This window comes from Ruminococcus gauvreauii (genome assembly GCF_025151995.1).
Taxonomy (GTDB): domain Bacteria; phylum Bacillota; class Clostridia; order Lachnospirales; family Lachnospiraceae; genus Ruminococcus_G; species Ruminococcus_G gauvreauii.
In genome coordinates this window covers 1,647,207-1,663,529 of sequence record NZ_CP102290.1, presented here as the reverse complement: position 1 = coordinate 1,663,529, position 16,323 = coordinate 1,647,207, and the positions used below count along the sequence as shown (strand labels likewise).

The 16,323-nt window shown below is 46.5% G+C and carries 13 protein-coding genes and 1 pseudogene; 13 read left to right on the top strand and 1 reads right to left on the bottom strand.

Annotated elements, in window-relative coordinates:
* Positions 1-12: 12 nt before the first annotated feature.
* The 8 genes from NQ502_RS08055 (at position 13) to NQ502_RS08020 (ending at position 8,649) form a co-directional block, all read left to right on the top strand.
* Positions 13-1,806, top strand: coding sequence for a sensor histidine kinase (locus NQ502_RS08055; RefSeq protein WP_028530054.1), 1,794 nt, complete (start codon positions 13-15; stop codon positions 1,804-1,806).
* Positions 1,803-3,254, top strand: coding sequence for a response regulator transcription factor (locus NQ502_RS08050; protein WP_028530053.1), 1,452 nt, complete (start codon positions 1,803-1,805; stop codon positions 3,252-3,254). Before NQ502_RS08055 ends, NQ502_RS08050 begins: the two co-directional genes overlap by 4 nt.
* Positions 3,255-3,502: 248 nt before the next feature.
* Positions 3,503-4,801, top strand: a complete 1,299-nt coding sequence (locus NQ502_RS08045) for an IS30 family transposase (RefSeq protein WP_028530052.1) — start codon at positions 3,503-3,505, stop codon at positions 4,799-4,801.
* A 432-nt stretch (positions 4,802-5,233) separates the two neighbouring features.
* The gene (locus tag NQ502_RS08040; protein WP_028530051.1) at positions 5,234-5,686 is read left to right on the top strand and encodes a DUF2975 domain-containing protein; all 453 of its coding nucleotides are present in this window, start codon (positions 5,234-5,236) and stop codon (positions 5,684-5,686) included.
* Positions 5,687-5,701: 15 nt separating this feature from the next.
* Positions 5,702-5,908: a helix-turn-helix domain-containing protein gene (locus NQ502_RS08035; protein ID WP_028530050.1), complete on the top strand. Its 207-nt coding sequence runs from the start codon at positions 5,702-5,704 to the stop codon at positions 5,906-5,908.
* Positions 5,909-5,924: 16 nt separating this feature from the next.
* Positions 5,925-7,217, top strand: coding sequence for a DUF4153 domain-containing protein (locus NQ502_RS08030; RefSeq protein WP_028530049.1), 1,293 nt, complete (start codon positions 5,925-5,927; stop codon positions 7,215-7,217).
* A gap of 506 nt (positions 7,218-7,723) precedes the next feature.
* Positions 7,724-8,104: a hypothetical protein gene (locus NQ502_RS08025; RefSeq protein WP_148511977.1), complete on the top strand. Its 381-nt coding sequence runs from the start codon at positions 7,724-7,726 to the stop codon at positions 8,102-8,104.
* Complete coding sequence (locus tag NQ502_RS08020) at positions 8,074-8,649, top strand: hypothetical protein (protein WP_148511976.1); 576 nt, start codon at positions 8,074-8,076, stop codon at positions 8,647-8,649. The genes NQ502_RS08025 and NQ502_RS08020 overlap by 31 nt, the downstream gene beginning before the upstream one ends.
* Before the next feature lie 116 nt (positions 8,650-8,765).
* On the opposite strand, the gene NQ502_RS08015 is transcribed toward NQ502_RS08020, so the two are convergent.
* A complete protein-coding gene (locus tag NQ502_RS08015; RefSeq protein ID WP_028530046.1) occupies positions 8,766-10,328 on the bottom strand; it encodes an amidohydrolase in 1,563 nt (520 codons plus the stop codon).
* Positions 10,329-10,497: 169 nt separating this feature from the next.
* Between NQ502_RS08015 and NQ502_RS08010 the strand changes: the two are divergent.
* The 5 genes and pseudogenes from NQ502_RS08010 to rfbH all read left to right on the top strand — a co-directional run bounded on the left by NQ502_RS08010 (position 10,498) and on the right by rfbH (position 16,323).
* Positions 10,498-11,890, top strand: a pseudogene (locus tag NQ502_RS08010) (transposase).
* A 351-nt stretch (positions 11,891-12,241) separates the two neighbouring features.
* A complete protein-coding gene (locus tag NQ502_RS08005) occupies positions 12,242-12,784 on the top strand; it encodes an NUDIX hydrolase (RefSeq protein ID WP_028527659.1) in 543 nt (180 codons plus the stop codon).
* A gap of 331 nt (positions 12,785-13,115) precedes the next feature.
* Positions 13,116-13,892, top strand: coding sequence for a glucose-1-phosphate cytidylyltransferase (gene rfbF / locus NQ502_RS08000; protein ID WP_028527658.1), 777 nt, complete (start codon positions 13,116-13,118; stop codon positions 13,890-13,892).
* Positions 13,892-14,938 (top strand): CDP-glucose 4,6-dehydratase, encoded by a 1,047-nt coding sequence (gene rfbG / locus NQ502_RS07995; protein WP_341349390.1) that lies wholly within the window; start codon positions 13,892-13,894, stop codon positions 14,936-14,938. The genes rfbF and rfbG overlap by 1 nt, the downstream gene beginning before the upstream one ends.
* Positions 14,939-14,991: 53 nt before the next feature.
* Positions 14,992-16,323, top strand: coding sequence for a lipopolysaccharide biosynthesis protein RfbH (gene rfbH, locus NQ502_RS07990; protein ID WP_028527656.1), 1,332 nt, complete (start codon positions 14,992-14,994; stop codon positions 16,321-16,323).

Here is a 16,323-nt window from a genome sequence, read left to right as displayed (position 1 = left end):
CAGAGAAGAGGGGTGACGGACAAAGACGTGAAGAAGAAACGGATGCGAAGCCTGAAGGAGCTGCTGCTTCCCAGGATATTGCTGGGGAATTATCTGGTGATCATCATTGCGCTGCTTGTCACATCCATAGGAGTGTACAACTTTCTTAAGAATGAGATCGGGCGCACGCAGGTGAAAGTCCTGCAGCAGATCAGCGATCTGAATCAGCTGAACATGAATGCGGTAAAAAATACGATGACGGATCTCTATTCCGGTATTCAGTCATTTATCAACCTGAATTCAATCGAAAAGTTTGATGAAGCACAGGCGGCTCTGGTGATGAAGGAGACACAGCGGTGTTTTTCGAATATGGGAGTTGACTCTATGGTGGATATTATTCTGAAGGATGTGGGTACGTATACATCCGACGGGGATATGAGCCGCGTTGATGCCCTGAAGAAGACAGTCCGGTATACGCATCTGATCAGCGGATCGAGAACCGAGAGCTGGTATATGAATTTTTCTAACAGGGAGGACTCGGAGAAAGGGATTCTGCTGTCTTTTGGCAGAACATTATTCGATGAGGATGGCGATGCTGCCGGGATTGTCATTATCAGTACGTCCCAGAAGACTCTGCTGAGAAGTTATAAAAACACGCTGAATGAAAACAACGTGATCTATATTCTGGACGAGAGCGGTATAGTCATCAGTCATTCCAACCCAAGGCTGATTGGATTTTCCTTTTATTATATGCCGACGTTTGAGAAGAAAGTCGGGCCGTACAATTCCTATACGGTGAAGACGAAAAACAACAGGCCGGTGCTGCTCTCCAATTACCATAATGAAGAGAGCGGATGGACATTTGTGGAGGAGCTGGATCTGACCAGCAAGCTGAAAGATTATTCCTGGACGATCATTATCGTCATCGCCGGGGTGATGCTCTGCTCCATTTTCATGGTTGGCCTGGATTTTGTGATGATCAATAAAGTCACGAATTCACTGACAAGGTTTTCAAGACATATCAAGAGTCTTCAGCCGGATATCAACAATGATATTACTGAGATTCCGGTTCAGGAAGATTATGCGGAGATCAACATCATCACGGAGCGCTTCAACAAGATGCTGGCACGTATACAGGAGCTGATTCAGAACATCAAGATCAATGAACGCAAGAAGAGAAAGGTGGAATTTGATTTTCTGCAGGCACAGATCGAGCCTCACTTCCTGAGGAATACGCTGCTCACGCTGAAAAGCCTGATCGCTCTGGGGGAATCCAGGAAAGCCATGTCCATGCTGGATGATTTCAATGCGCTGCTGAGGATTCCGATGATGGTGGAGAAGCAGTTTGTGCCGGTCTATGAAGAGGTTGAACTCGTGATGCACTATATGGCGATCATGGAATACCGGTTCGACAAACGGTTTCTTCTTCAGATCCAAATGCCGGAGGAGATCAAACATGTGCTGGTGCCGAGGATGATCCTGCAGCCTGTTGCGGCAAATGCATTATTTCATGGTTTTGCCGAGAAAGAAGACAATGCAATTATCACAATCACAGCGTATGAACAGGAAGAAGATCTTTATATTGTCATCAATGATAACGGAGAGGGGATGACAGAAGAACAGATACAGATGGTACTCGCCGGAAAGAGGAATGTGAATTCTCATCATGGCGTCGGACTTCAAAATGTGAAAAGCAGGCTGCAGCTGATCTATGGTGAAAGAGCGAGACTGGAGATTAAAAGTACGGTCAATGTCGGAACGGAAGTGACACTTGTTTTCGCGGGTTATCGTTCCGTCTACTTTAACGATGAGGAGAACCAGACATGAAGATACTGATCGTAGATGATGAGGTGCCCATCCGCAAATATATTACACAGATGATAACAGAGTGCGGGAAGGAATATGAAGTAATCGGAAGTGTGAATTCCGCGAAAAAGGCGTTGGAAGTGATGAAAAATCAGGTTCCGGATCTCATATTTGCGGATATCACCATGCCCAAGATGACCGGGCTGGAGCTACTGGAGCAGGTCAAGGCAGAGCATCCTGAGGTTTCCGTCTTCATGCTGACATGTCACAATGATTTTGAATTTGCAAGGACAGCAATCAAGCTTCAGGCGGACAATTATATTCTGAAGGATGAGATCAGTCTTCCTTTTATGGAAAATCTGCTCCGGGCGGTACAGGAAAAAAGAAAGAAGGCTGCGGAAGAATCCCTGCACCATCTGGAGAGCGATTCTTATTTCATACAGCTGATGGAGGGCGAGGAGACACTGCTATTTGATTCCTATGATCTGGAAAAACACAAGATTTTCCTCAAAGACAAAGCGTTTATCGCGCTGTCTTTCAGTAATTCAAATCAGAATCTGCAGAAGATCATATCCTTTCGCCACGCACTGCTGGAGAACCAGGAGATTTTCCCGTATCATGAGTATGAGATCATACTGATCGCAAATCTGTCGGGCGGGTCCGGGAATCAGCTGCATGAGGAAGTACAGAAAATCGTAAACGGATTCAGAAGAGAGGTGAACGGACCGGTAGGAGCAAGCACCATCTATCACCGTATCAATATGCTCAGGAAGGCGGTAATGGAGGCGTGCGAATCCTACAGCATGGAGTTTTATGGAAAATACCTGCCGCCGAGCCGCCAGGCGGCACAGGGGGCTGTGAAGAGCAGGAAGATAGAAATGCAGGCTTTTGCGAACCGGGCATATCATCTGATCGAGGGAAAGAACTATAAAAAATTGTTTGAGCTGATACCGGACATCCTGGCGTATGCGGTGGAGGCGAATGTCAGTATCCATCTTCTCAAACAGACGTTGTATTCCGTACTCAGCGACTATGCGGTACAGAGCGGCAGCAGACAGGATTTCGGCAACATCAAAACGTCCGGGAATATTGAAGAACTGCAAAATGATATATTTCAGGCAATTGAGGCATCCGATCTTCAGGCCGGCGCATATTCTCAGGCCATCAATGATGCACTCTGGTATATGCAGGGGAATTTCAGCCGAAACCTTACCCTTACGGAGGTTGCGGAATCTGTCCACCTGAATCAGGATTATTTCAGCAGACGTTTTAAAAAGGAGACCGGGAAGAAATTTTCGGAATATTTGCTGCAGCTGCGGATGGAAGCGGCGCGGAAGCTCCTCGTGGAGACGGAACAGTCCATCACTGATATTGCCCGCGATGTAGGGTTTAACAACGACAGTTATTTTTCTGCCACATACAAAAAAGTTTATGGGGAGAACCCCAATGAGACGAGGAAGAACAGATAGCGGCATATCTGTTCTTCCTTTAATTTTACTCCTCCTTAACCTCAATTGTAAATCGAAATGCAACCCTTCCGATTCCTAATTGAATTATGTTTGTTCAATAAAATATATGTGCCAGTAGGTTGCATTCTGGCTTATAAAAAAATGGGTATTGCCTCATTGTTTTGATGAAATTACCAGTCTTTTCCGATTCCTTAGTATAATCTATTCCTATATCCTAAAAGGGTTGGCGGCAGAACGGAGGATATAGGATGCCTAAATTTTTTACTTACGAAGACAGGCTCAGCCTGCAAAAATATCTCAAAGATTCTTTGTCATTTAAGGAGATCGCACGCCGCATGGACAAAAATCCAACTACTATCTCCAGAGAAGTACGTAATTACAGCTCGCTTATTGCTACTGGTTATCCTGGTTTCCCTTATAATGCCTGCAAAAATAGATTTGATTGCAGGAAGAAAAAAATCTGTGGAAAAGAGTGTACACGGAAATCAAATATCTACTGTAAGCTCTGTCAATCCTGCAATTCCAACTGTACAGACTTTCTGGAAGAAATCTGCATGGCGAGATTTCGGGTGCCCTATGTCTGTAATGGCTGTGAAAGCATTGATAAGTGTTCACTTCTAAAAAATATTTATGATGCAGAGCATGCCCACCTCTGTGCACATGAAAAGATTTCTTCTTCAAGAAGTGGTCTGTGTGTTTCAGAAGAGGAAGTCAGCAGACTGAATAAAATCATTACGCCTCTTGTGGAACAGGGGCAGTCTGTTAACCAGATCTATATCAATCATCAGGATGAGTTGATGTGCAGTGAAAAGACAATCTACAACTACATTGATGCTTGTCTCTTCGATGTCAGGAACATTGATCTGCCCCGAAAAGTAAAGTTCCGGGGACGATACAAAAAGCCAGAATTCAAGGTCGATAAGGGCTGCCGTATAGACCGCAATTATAAGAATTTCTGTGAGTTCCTTGAAAAGAATCCTGACATAAACATTGTGCAGATGGATTCTGTCATCGGGGAAAAGGGAGGGAAATGCCTTCTTACACTCCATTTTGTGGAATGCAGCTTCATGCTCACTTTTCTACGTGATGCGAATACTTCAAAATCAGTAACTGATATTTATGATGTACTGTACCAAACCCTTGGGCAGGATATATTCAAAAAGCTGTTTCCAGTGATTCTGACCGACAACGGAAGCGAATTTTCAAATCCCAAAGCAATTGAGTATGGAAATGAACGATTCAAAAGCCTTAGGACCAGAGTGTTTTATTGTGATGCAGGAAGTCCATACCAAAAGGGTGCAATCGAAGTAAATCATGAACTGATACGCAGAGTCCTTCCCAAAGGAACAGGCTTTGGAAATCTTACACAGGACGATATCAGCCTGATGATGAATCACATTAATTCTTACAAAAGAAAAAAGCTGAATAATCGTAGTCCCTACGAAACCTTCAGCTTTTATCATGGAGAAGAGGTTTTGCATAAACTTGGATGTGCTCCGGTAGCCGCCGGAGACATCATGCTAAAACCAGCCCTTCTCAAAAAATAATAAATTTGCATGCCGTCAACGTCTAATCTGTCTAAGGAATTAGGGGTGGATTCTCCGATTACAAAAGAATCGAGAGGGAGTCGACCTCCCTTTGGCATACTTTATTTTATCATCATACGACAATAAAAGCAAAAAATCAAATGGCATTTCGGTTGCAAAAGTGGCTTCTGGTCTACAAAACATGCATTTCGAGTACAAAAGTGGCTTTTCGTTTACAAATATTCAATTGTCAATTACAAAGATGGCATTTCAACTTACAAAGTGGCATCTCATCTTACATGTGAGTTTACTCCTCCTTAGTTTTTCGCAATACGAAAAATATTTATCGTTAAACAATAAATAACTATTGAAAAACAGTGTAGTGGGTGGTATAATACAGTTCAGGAACAAGGGGATTCATAGATAATGAATGATTGTCAAAGGAGTAGAAACATGAACTGGAACAAAGATAAGAGTCTCGCATTATCACAGGTATGTGTATGGATTTTTGCTGTATTGCTGGCGGCAGGATCAGTGGGTGCACCCTGGGTATTCCGGATGTTTATAGAAACACGGGGAGAAATTCTTGACGGCACGCTGCCATATTTTCTTACCAGTACCTATACGACGGTCTTCCCGGTGACAGCCGCACTCATTTTGCTGTATCGTCTGCTTTCGAATATCAAAAGAGGAGATGTGTTTCAGCAGGGGAATGTCAGGTGTCTGAGAGGGCTTTCCTGGTGCTGCCTGATTGCAGGCCTGATTTGCCTGATCAGCGCCGTTTATTATCTGCCGTTTCTGGCGCTGGCAGTTATGGCGGTTTTTATGAGTCTGATCCTGCGCGTAATCAAGAATGTATTCGCTGAGGCCCTGGCGTTAAAAGAAGAAAATGACTATACCATATAGAAGGGATGTGCCAGTATGTCCATAATTGTAAATATCGATGTGATGATGGCACGTCGGAAAATCAGCGCCGGTGATCTGGCTAAAGAGGTGGGGATCACTCCGGCAAATCTGTCAATTCTGAAAAACGGCAAGGCAAAAGCTGTCCGTTTTTCTACACTGGAGGCACTGTGCAGTGTTCTTCAGTGTCAGCCGGGAGATATCCTGGAGTATCGGAAAGATTAACACAGGAGGAAAAAATATGGAAAATCTAAATCTGGTGAGCAGCGAAAGCGGCTTACCCTGTGAAAGTACGCTCAAAAATCATTGGATATTCGTGTGGATGTACCTGCTGCTGGGATATGGGTTTGTCTGCGTATTTACGGACTTCGGCTATGACAGTCACTTCCGCCGGAATATTCCGCTGATTACTGCCGCATATGCGGCAGTAGTCATATTCTGGCTGCGAAAGGAGAATAAACGAATGGCAGCGGAGAGCTGGTTCTGGCTGGCGGTGATGGGAGCCATCGCAATCCCATATGCTTTCTGGAGCATTATGCCTGTTCTGCAGGTACTTGTACTGCTGGTTACGACTGCATACTGGACGCTTTCGGCATCAGGGGCACTGATTGAACAACACGAGACGTCACAGTGGATTCTGGTTGATGTCTGGCATGCGGCTGTGGATGTGCCTTTCAGGCATATCTGCTGTTACTGGAGGGAGCTGCGCGGAGGCGTTCGAAGAACGCGTTCCGGGCGGCGGATGGCGGGCATGCTCCTGGGACTTGGCATTGCAATGCCGGTTCTTGCAGTGGCGCTGCCGCTTCTGGGCAGGGCTGACGCCGGATTTCAGATTTTAGTGCGGCAGGGTATGGATTATTTCTGGAGAAACTGTCTGGGGTATTTTCTTCGCTTCCTGCTGTCTGTGCCCGTGGCGGCGTATCTGTTCGGTCTGGCCTACGGAGGAATTATCAGGAAGAGTACCAGCCATTTTCATAAGGACAGTGCCAGCGCCGTGGTTATGAAACTTCACGCGGTTCCGGATGTGGCAGTCAGCACTGCGGTTGTGGCGGTCTGTGCGGCTTATCTGGTGTTTATCGGACTGCAGAGTTCTTATCTGTTCTCGGCATTTGCGGGGCTCAGACCGGAAAATTTTACTTATGCGCAATATGCCAGGCAGGGATTTTTCGAGCTGTGCCAGATCTCATTGCTGAATATCGCGGTATTGCTGGGCGCCAATTCTTTTTCCAAAACGGTGCGCAGGGAAAACAAAGTTCTCCGCTGGCTGAATGTACTGATGTCTGTGCTGACACTTCTGCTGATTCTCACTGCCGCCAGCAAGATGCTGCTGTATATTTCTGCATATGGGTTTACCGTAAAACGGATTTTGACCAGCGTGTTTATGCTGTGGATAGCTATTGTATTTGTACTGAATGTTGTGCAGCAGCGCCGTGAGCTGCCGTTTGTACAATATGCGGTTTTGTCCGGTGCGATACTTTTCTGTGCTCTCTGCGTGGCGCCTGTCGGACATCTGGTAAGTGCAGCCATGCCCTGACAGATTTTCATGATAAGCTGTGGTTTGCACTGCAGAAGTTTTCTGATTAATATAATGAGTTGGGGTCAAAAGGTATTTTACCCCCCAACTGATGCCGCGGATTGCTTCGCACGATGTGCTCCCACATCTCCGCTCCGCTTCGGTCAGTGCTAAACGAGTGCCACTGGCACTCAGCACCCTGCAAACATTCTAAAAAGGGCGGCGGGATAAGTTTTTCTATCCTGCCGCTCAACACGCTTTTGAGATAGCTATGGCCGCCGTTTCTGTCCTCTTATCAGCCATATAACTTGACTTTTGCAAACAATTATGTTACAGTAAAAAACAAAATCAACAGCCAGTATAAACTGGCGTTCAAGGCCGTTCGGCCGTAAATTCCAATTAGTATAAATTGAAAAATTAAATGCAGGGGTGCTTTATTCAATTGCCACGGCAAAATTGATTTGGTATAATAATATAAAGTACAAGTGTGCATTTGATATTATGGAGGATGCATGAGGAAGGATATTGTGGAAAAGATTTATCTAGAAGATAAAAGCAGATTTGCGGACCTGATCAATGCTTTTTATTTTGGCGGACGTGAAGTAATTCGGCCGGAAGATGTTAATGAAATGACCGGAGAGGTCCGGAGCTTGGGCAAACATGATGGGAATATAAAAACCTCATATAAGAGTCGGGATATTTTACAAAAGGTAGCCTGTGGTATGCGGTTTATTGTTGTGGGGGTGGAGGAACAAAGTGAAGTTCATTATGCCATGCCAGTGAGGGTGATGGAGTATGATACCGCTGAATATAGCAGGCAGCTTCGAAAGATAGGAAAAGAGCATCGGGAAAAAAAGACCTGCAGGGTGCGGAGTATTTGTCTCGATTTTCAAAAAATGATCGCCTGATACCGACGATGACTCTGGTGTTATACTTTGGCGAACGATGGGATGGAGCCAGAAGGCTTCATGATTTGCTGGATTTTTCAGGATATCCTCCAGAAGTAAAAACTGCGGTGGCAGATTATCCGTTGCATATTCTGGAGGTTACAAGGTATAAAAATCTGGAGAGGTTTCGGACGGATTTAGGCCTGGTGTTTGGGTTTCTGCAAAATACAAAGGATCCAAAAAGACTGAAATCCTTTGTAGCAGCGCATCAGGAAGGTTTTTCAGATCTTCGTGAGGATGCTTACGATGTACTTCGTGTAAATGCCGATATCAGGGAATTGAGAAATGTTGATAAGGGATTTCGCAATCAGGAAGGAGGGGTCAATATGTGTTATGCTTTAAAAATAATGCAGGAGGAAGCAAGAGAAGAAGGTAGAAAAGAAGAAAGGCAGTTACTCCAGAATTTGTTACAACAGATGCTCAGTGAGAAGCGATATGAAGATTTGGAGAAGGCTTCCAGGGACAGTCACTATTATGATCAGCTGGTCAGCCGGATGAAATGCTGATAAAAACAAAAAAGGCAAATTGTCAACATCGTATGACAGTTTGCCTTTCTTTTTTCGAAGCCCAAATGGAGGGATAGCAAATGCCTCAGAATATCTCTGTCTGTGAACTTACCATATTATTTGGCATTGCGCGAAAAAATACCGGTTAACAAAGCGCCGGCGGCAGACCGGCTCTGCTGTTGGTAAGGACGGCCCTGAAGATACAGGCGTCTGACCTGAATCTCCTGCAGACGCTCTCTGGGAACCTCATAGGGATTTGCGGAAAGCAGCACCATGTCGGCGAGTTTGCCCGCTTCCAGACTTCCGCGCAGCTTCTCATCGAAGGTGGCCCAGGCACCGTTATAAGTACACATGCGAAGCGCCTGGTCAAGAGTAAGCGCCTGACTGGGATTGGAATGATTGCAGGCTTTATGAATCCATGCAATCGGGTTGGGGGCAGTGCAGGGAGCATCGGACCCCGCAGAGAGAATAAGACCCTTGTTCCACATCGTCTGAAGCGGATTCAGCATGGAACTTCTGCTGCCGAGAATGCTTTCCAGATAAGAATCCGGCTCCTGCTTCCAGTCGGTAAATGCCGTCTGCACGGGAAGCTGAATCTGATATTCTCTGCAGACTTCCAGACCTTCAGCTGTCGGCAGGCAGGCGTGGATGATCCCGTGCCGATGATCCGTGCGGGGATAATCATCCAGAGCGGCTTTTATCGAACGGGCAGCCTGTTCGAAAGCGGCGTCACCGATCGCATGGAGTTCGATCTGCAGACCGGCCCGGTTGGCTGCCTTACAGAAGTCAGCGACCTGAGCGTCACTGTAGTACAAAACGCCTTTAGAACTGCTGCCCTCATACGGTTTCAGCAATGCCGCGTCACGCGAACCGAAACAGCCGTCCAGGGCATTGGAAAAACATCCGCCGATCCGGGGCAGCTTTCGTCGAAGAGCCGTGCGGATGTCCATGGACTGGGGGAAAATGCGCAGCTGGAAACCGCTCTGAGCGCTGGCAGCCATCCACTTTTCCAGTGAAATATCGAGATTTAACGGAAAGCCCACACCACTGACAGAATGCACCGTGCCGATTCCGACGGATGCCATATAGTCCATGGCACGCTGCATATTTTGCACGAGTTCAACGATGGACAGAGAATTGGTAATATAGTTGGAGACGGCGAAAAAGGCCTCCTGGTTCATCTCACCGGTATCGGGATGGTAACCGCGCAGCCCTGCAAGCTTCTTCTGAAGTTTTTTCAGTAGCAGAGAATTGATAATGCAGGCATGCCCGTCATATTTCACGACCATCGCCGGCTTATCCGGGCAGACTTTATCCAGTTTGGCTCTGCTGATCAGGCGTCCTTCCCGTACAGAACAGGGGGACGCGCCGAATGCGATCAGCGTCTTATTCTTACAGGTTTTTAAAAAAGAGGCAATCATATCGGCGATCTCCTGATTAGATTCGGCGTCCATGACATTAAGACCTGCATGGAAGGTGGCGAAACTGGCAAAATGCTGATGCGTATCCACGAATGCGGGCAAAAGAGCCTGGTTTCCCAGGGAAATGCGCCTGCAGGCCTGATACTGTGCCGGAAGTGTATCACCTGCATACAGAATTTTTCCGCCGTCCTCCACCAGATAGCCGGCTATGGCATTGTTTTCGTTACAGGTTATAATCGTACCTTCATAACAGATCATGGTATCTCCTCGCTTTCGGAAGTTTTTATTAGGCGTTTGCAAAACGCCATAAGCCTTGATTTTGCAGGCTTTTTTACTGTTTAAAATGGAATAACTCCTCACAGGTATGTTATAATTGAATTGTCGAGAAACAATTAAACAAAACCCTGAAAGGAGTTATCTTATGGCTATTATACCATGTAATCAGCTTTCATTGGCAGATGTTTTTTCAGATTGTCAGGAAATTTATGAATCTGACAAGCCTGAGTTTCTGTCACTTCTTCAATCAAACATCGATCTTGATGAAATTATTCCCGATTCCTTCCGGAATCACTTCTATGCATCAACGGGTAGATCCCGTAAATACCCTTTGCATGCCTTTTTATGGGCACTTATTATTCAGCGGATTTTTTCAATTCCGACTGATTCCTTACTTCTTGTTTTTCTCAAGTATTCCAGACATCTTCGTGAGTTCTGTGGCTTTACCAAAGTTCCTGATGCATCTAAAATCACTCGTTTTAAACAAGTCTTTCTTTCGGACTTACAATTAGTTTTCAATAACCTTGTTGATGTTACCGAACCTATCTGCCAAGCAATTGATTTTGAAAAAGCCAACATGACCATTTTTGATTCTTCTGGAATCGAAGCATGGGTAACTGAAAATAATCCAAAGTTTGCTAACCGAATCATCAAACAGCTAAAAGCCTATGCAAAAGCAAATCACTTTGATTCTAACTTTGACCCTTACAAGGCTGCTTATGGATCTATGCCAGCTCATTGTGCTTCTAATGTTCAAATCAAGCAGCTTTATGTCGATGGTCATTTCTGCTACGCTTATAAGATCGGTATTGTCACAAATGGTCTGGGCATTGTCCGTCATCTTGAGTTTTACAATAAGGACTTTTTATTGGCCCATCCTGAACTTGTTCCAAACAAGAAATCTGATTCTCCTGATGAAGATAAATCCATTCATGATGCAAGGCTCCTCATTCCAATGCTGCAGGACTTCTTCAAGGCGCATCCTCTGATAAATCCAAAAACTTTTCTTGGTGATGCTGCTTTTGATTCTGTAGGATTATATAAATCGCTTCTCACCGGTGATACATTTGGCGGGGACAAACACTTTAAGGCTGCATATATTCCCTTAAATTCAAGATCTCATCTTGAAAATGTTGATTACAAAATCAATGAAGATGGCATCCCTTGCTGTCCAAAAGATGAAACACTCCCAATGAAATATGAATGTATCTCCAAACTCCGCAGCGGGGTTCCAAGATACAAGTTCGTATGTCCTAAAATGATTTGGGATTATAATCCTGAAACGCAAAAATCACATCGTAAATGTACTTGTGATAGTCCTTGCACGAATTCCAAATGCGGCCGCATGATATACATTTATCCCGAAAAAGATCTTCGTGCCTATCCTGGTACACTTCGTGGTACTGCCGAATGGGATTCAATATATAAAATCCGTACAACAGTCGAACGTTCCATAAATCACTTCAAAGACTGCTTTGGACTTGCTGGTCGTAAGACTCAAAACGAAAGGACACTTCATGCAGACCTTATTCTTTCAGGAATAACACAACTTATTTCAGTCGTGCTAGCTGACAAAATACATCAACATCAATTTATACGAAGTATCAAACCGCTCATTGCGTAGGTCTTACCAACTTAATAGTTTCATAGCTTTATTAAGTGCGCCTATTTTATGAAAACTGTAACTTTTATCTTAGAATTGCTGCAATGCAGCAATTCTACCCTGTTTGGAATCAAGATTACGAACTTGTTTCGCAATTACCTAGGAAGTTTTTATCTAAGTTTATTTTACTTTAAAAACAATGCGGGTACAAGAAGAAGACGGCCTGATCCAGTTGTCCTTTCTGCTTTTTGGTGATAGGATAGAAAAAACGATCGGCAGGAGGATAAAGAAGATGGAGTATCTGGATATCGTGACGGAAGACGGGCTTCCTACGGGTGTTACAAAAGAACGAAATGCTGTTCACAGGGACGGAGATCTGCACCGCACGTCACACGTGTGGATTGCAAGAGAGAATCAGGATCATAAAATGGAACTGCTGCTTCAGAAACGAAGTATGAATAAAGATTCACATCCGGGCTGTTACGATATCTCCTCGGCCGGACATATCCCTGCCGGTATGGGATATCTGGAGTCTGCGCTTCGCGAGCTTAAAGAGGAACTGGGAATTTGTGCAGGGGCCGCAGAGCTCATTGACAAAGGACTTCGCCGGGTTCGGTGGCAGGAGACCTTTCACGGTCATATATTCCGGGACAATCAGGTCAGCAGGGTCTATCTGCTGTGGAGAAACGTTGACCTCAGTGATCTGTGCCTGCAGGCGGAAGAGGTGGATTCCGTCTGCTGGATGGAATATGAGAGATGCGTCCGGGCAGTGCGGGAGAACGAAATCCCCAATTGTATTGCCTTGGAGGAGCTTCGGATGCTGAAACAATCATAGAAAACCATTTTCTTGAGGCTCATTTTGTAGTATAGTAACAGTATGATGTTGGGGTCAAAAAGCATTTTGCCCCCCACTGATGCCACGGATTGCTTCGCACAAGGCGCTCCCACATCTCCGCTCTGCTGCGGTCGGTGCTAAACGAGTGCCACTGGCACTCAGCACCCTGCAAACATTCGGAATTCGCTGATTTACTGTGTAAATCGCTGCTTCCTCATGTTTGGCGGGTCCCAAGGTAAAATGCCTTATCATGCAAGCATGAACGACCTTTTACCTTGGGACCCTGGCATTTCAGTATGAATAAAATCACAAAAGTTGGAATGGAGAACGAATGAAAGTTGTAATTCTGGCAGGCGGATTCGGGACGAGAATCAGCGAAGAAAGCCACCTGAAGCCTAAACCGATGATTGAGATCGGTGAAAAACCGATTTTATGGCATATTATGAAGCTGTACTCTTACTACGGCTACAATGAATTTATCATTTGCTGCGGGTATAAGCAGCATGTGATCAAAGAGTGGTTCGCGGATTATTATCTGCACAACAGCGATATCACATTTGATTTTACAAAAGAAAATAAGATGATCGTACATAATAATATATCCGAACCCTGGAAGGTGACACTGATTGATACGGGGCTTATGACGATGACAGGGGGACGTATTAAGAGGATTCGTGAATATCTGGAGGAGGACACATTTCTGCTGACCTACGGGGACGGTGTGTCGGACGTCAACATTGCTGAGCTTGTAAAATTTCATCATACACACAGAAAAATGGCAACGATCACGTCGGCGCAGCCGGACGGCCGTTTTGGCGTGCTGGATATCCTGGAAGACGGGACGATCACGAATTTCAAGGAAAAGAAAAAAGAGGACGGCGGCTGGATCAATGCCGGTTTCATGGTACTGGAGCCTGAGATGATAGACCTGATCGAGGGGGATGAGACGGTATTTGAGCGGTATCCGCTGGAGGAGGCTGCCCGCCGCTCTCAGCTGAATGCGTACCGGCACAGCGGTTTCTGGCAGTGCATGGATACGATGCGCGAGAAAGAAAAACTTGAGGAGATGTGGCTGTCCGGACGGGCGCCCTGGAAGGTGTGGAAGTGATGGTGGATTTGAATTTTTACAGAGGAAAAAAGGTATTGGTTACGGGACATACCGGTTTCAAGGGGAGCTGGCTGTGCCGTATGCTGACCGGTGCGGGTGCACGGGTGACGGGGTATTCCCTGGAACCGCCGACCCAGCCGAATCTTTTTTCTGTTTGCGGTATAGAACAGCAGATGGAGTCGGTGAACGGAGATATCCGGGACTTTCATCATCTGTCGGAGGTAATGAATACGGTGCGGCCGGAGATTGTGCTCCATCTGGCGGCACAGCCGATCGTGCGGGATTCCTATAAGAATCCCGTCTACACGTATGAGACAAACGTAATGGGGACAGTCAATATTCTGGAATGTGTGCGGCAGTGTGGCAGTGTGCGTTCCTTTTTGAATGTTACGACAGATAAAGTGTATCATAACCATGAGTGGGAGTGGGGATACAGGGAGACGGATGCGCTGGACGGCTTTGACCCCTATTCCAACAGCAAATCCTGTTCGGAGCTGGTGACGCACAGTTACCGTAGCTCCTTCTTTGCGGACGGTCAGACGGCCATCTCCACCGCACGTGCCGGAAATGTGATCGGGGGCGGAGACTTCGCGAACGACCGCATTATTCCCGACTGCATCCGTGCAGCGGCCAGAAAAGAGCCGATCAGGGTTCGGAACCCATTCTCCACGAGACCGTTTCAGCATGTGCTGGAGCCTCTGAATGCATATCTTCTGATTGCCAGGAGACAGTATGAGGACAGCCGCTTTGCAGGATACTATAATGTGGGACCGGATGATGAGGACTGCGTGACGACCGGCGAGCTGGTGGATATGTTCTGCGAGGCGTGGGGAGACGGACAGACATGGATCAGCCAGTCGGAGGACGGACCGCACGAGGCGAATTTTCTGAAGCTGGACTGCTCAAGGATGAAGCATGTCTTTGGCTGGAAACCGCGCTGGCACGTGAGGGAAGCTATTGAGAAGACGGTAGAATGGTCCAGGGCCTATCTGGGAGGAAAAGATGTCTGTACCTGCATGGATGCGCAGATTAAAGAATTTATGTAACAGTTCAGACGGCGGAAAAATATAGGAATTTATAGAAACGGAGGATGAAAGAGATGTTTGAACATATGACAGAGCAGGAAGCAAAAGATGCGATTCTGCAGATGGTCGGCGCTTACTGTGATAAATATCACAACCAGAAGAAATGTTTTGAGGAGGGAGACCGTATTCCTTATGCCTCCCGAGTTTATGACCGCACAGAGATGACGAATCTCGTGGACAGTGCGCTGGAGTTCTGGCTGACATCCGGGCGCTATACGGATGAGTTTGAGGAGAATTTTGCCAGATACCTGGGGATCCGGTTCTGCTCCCTGGTAAACTCGGGTTCTTCCGCCAATCTACTGGCATTTATGGCGCTGACCTCCCCGCTTCTCGGCGATCGTCAGGTAAAGCCGGGAGATGAGATCATCACGGTTGCGGCGGGATTCCCGACGACGGTGGCTCCGGTGATTCAGTACGGTGCGGTGCCGGTATTCGTGGATGTGACGATTCCTCAGTACAATATCGATGTGACAAAGCTGGAAGAGGCTGTGTCTGACAGGAGCAAAGCGGTGATGATTGCCCATACACTCGGCAATCCGTTTGACTTAAAAGCGGTGAAATCTTTCTGCGATGCGCATGGACTCTGGCTGATTGAGGACAACTGCGACGCACTCGGCAGCACTTATACGATCGATGGCGAGACAAAACTTACCGGAACGATCGGTGATATCGGAACGTCCAGCTTCTATCCGCCGCATCATATGACGATGGGAGAGGGGGGCGCCGTGTACACAGACAATCCGCTGCTGCACAAGATCGTCCGTTCTTTCCGTGACTGGGGGCGCGACTGTGTCTGCCCGTCAGGCTGTGACAACCTCTGCGGACACCGGTTTGACAAGCAGTACGGAGAACTTCCGCTCGGATATGATCATAAATATGTGTACTCGCATTTTGGATATAATATGAAGGCGACCGACATGCAGGCGGCTGTAGGTTGTGCACAGCTGGAAAAATTCCCGTCCTTTGTGGCACGGAGAAAGGAAAATTTTGCACGCCTGAAGGCGGGGCTTACCGATGTGCAGGAGAAGTTCATTCTTCCGGAGGCGTGTGAGAACTCCGACCCGAGCTGGTTTGGCTTTCTGATCACCTGCAGGGAAGGCGTGGACCGCAATGCGGTCGTACAGTATGCAGAAAAGAAAGGCGTTCAGACGAGAATGCTGTTTTCCGGCAATCTGATCAAGCATCCGTGCTTTGACCAGATGCGTTCCGAGGGCCGGGGCTACCGGGTGCCGCAGGAACTGACGGTGACGGACCGCATTATGACGGACACATTCTGGATCGGCGTCTATCCGGGCATGACGAATGAGATGATTGATTACATGATAAACGTGCTGAAAGAAGCATGA

Coding starts and splice junctions, on each gene's coding strand:
- NQ502_RS08015 (WP_028530046.1), bottom strand. CDS start 10,328: ATGATCTGTTATGAAGGTACGATTATAACCTGTAACGAAAACAATGCC.
- NQ502_RS08035 (WP_028530050.1), top strand. CDS start 5,702: ATGTCCATAATTGTAAATATCGATGTGATGATGGCACGTCGGAAAATC.
- NQ502_RS08005 (WP_028527659.1), top strand. CDS start 12,242: ATGGAGTATCTGGATATCGTGACGGAAGACGGGCTTCCTACGGGTGTT.
- NQ502_RS08030 (WP_028530049.1), top strand. CDS start 5,925: ATGGAAAATCTAAATCTGGTGAGCAGCGAAAGCGGCTTACCCTGTGAA.
- NQ502_RS08040 (WP_028530051.1), top strand. CDS start 5,234: ATGAACTGGAACAAAGATAAGAGTCTCGCATTATCACAGGTATGTGTA.
- rfbH (WP_028527656.1), top strand. CDS start 14,992: ATGTTTGAACATATGACAGAGCAGGAAGCAAAAGATGCGATTCTGCAG.
- rfbG (WP_341349390.1), top strand. CDS start 13,892: ATGGTGGATTTGAATTTTTACAGAGGAAAAAAGGTATTGGTTACGGGA.
- NQ502_RS08045 (WP_028530052.1), top strand. CDS start 3,503: ATGCCTAAATTTTTTACTTACGAAGACAGGCTCAGCCTGCAAAAATAT.
- rfbF (WP_028527658.1), top strand. CDS start 13,116: ATGAAAGTTGTAATTCTGGCAGGCGGATTCGGGACGAGAATCAGCGAA.
- NQ502_RS08050 (WP_028530053.1), top strand. CDS start 1,803: ATGAAGATACTGATCGTAGATGATGAGGTGCCCATCCGCAAATATATT.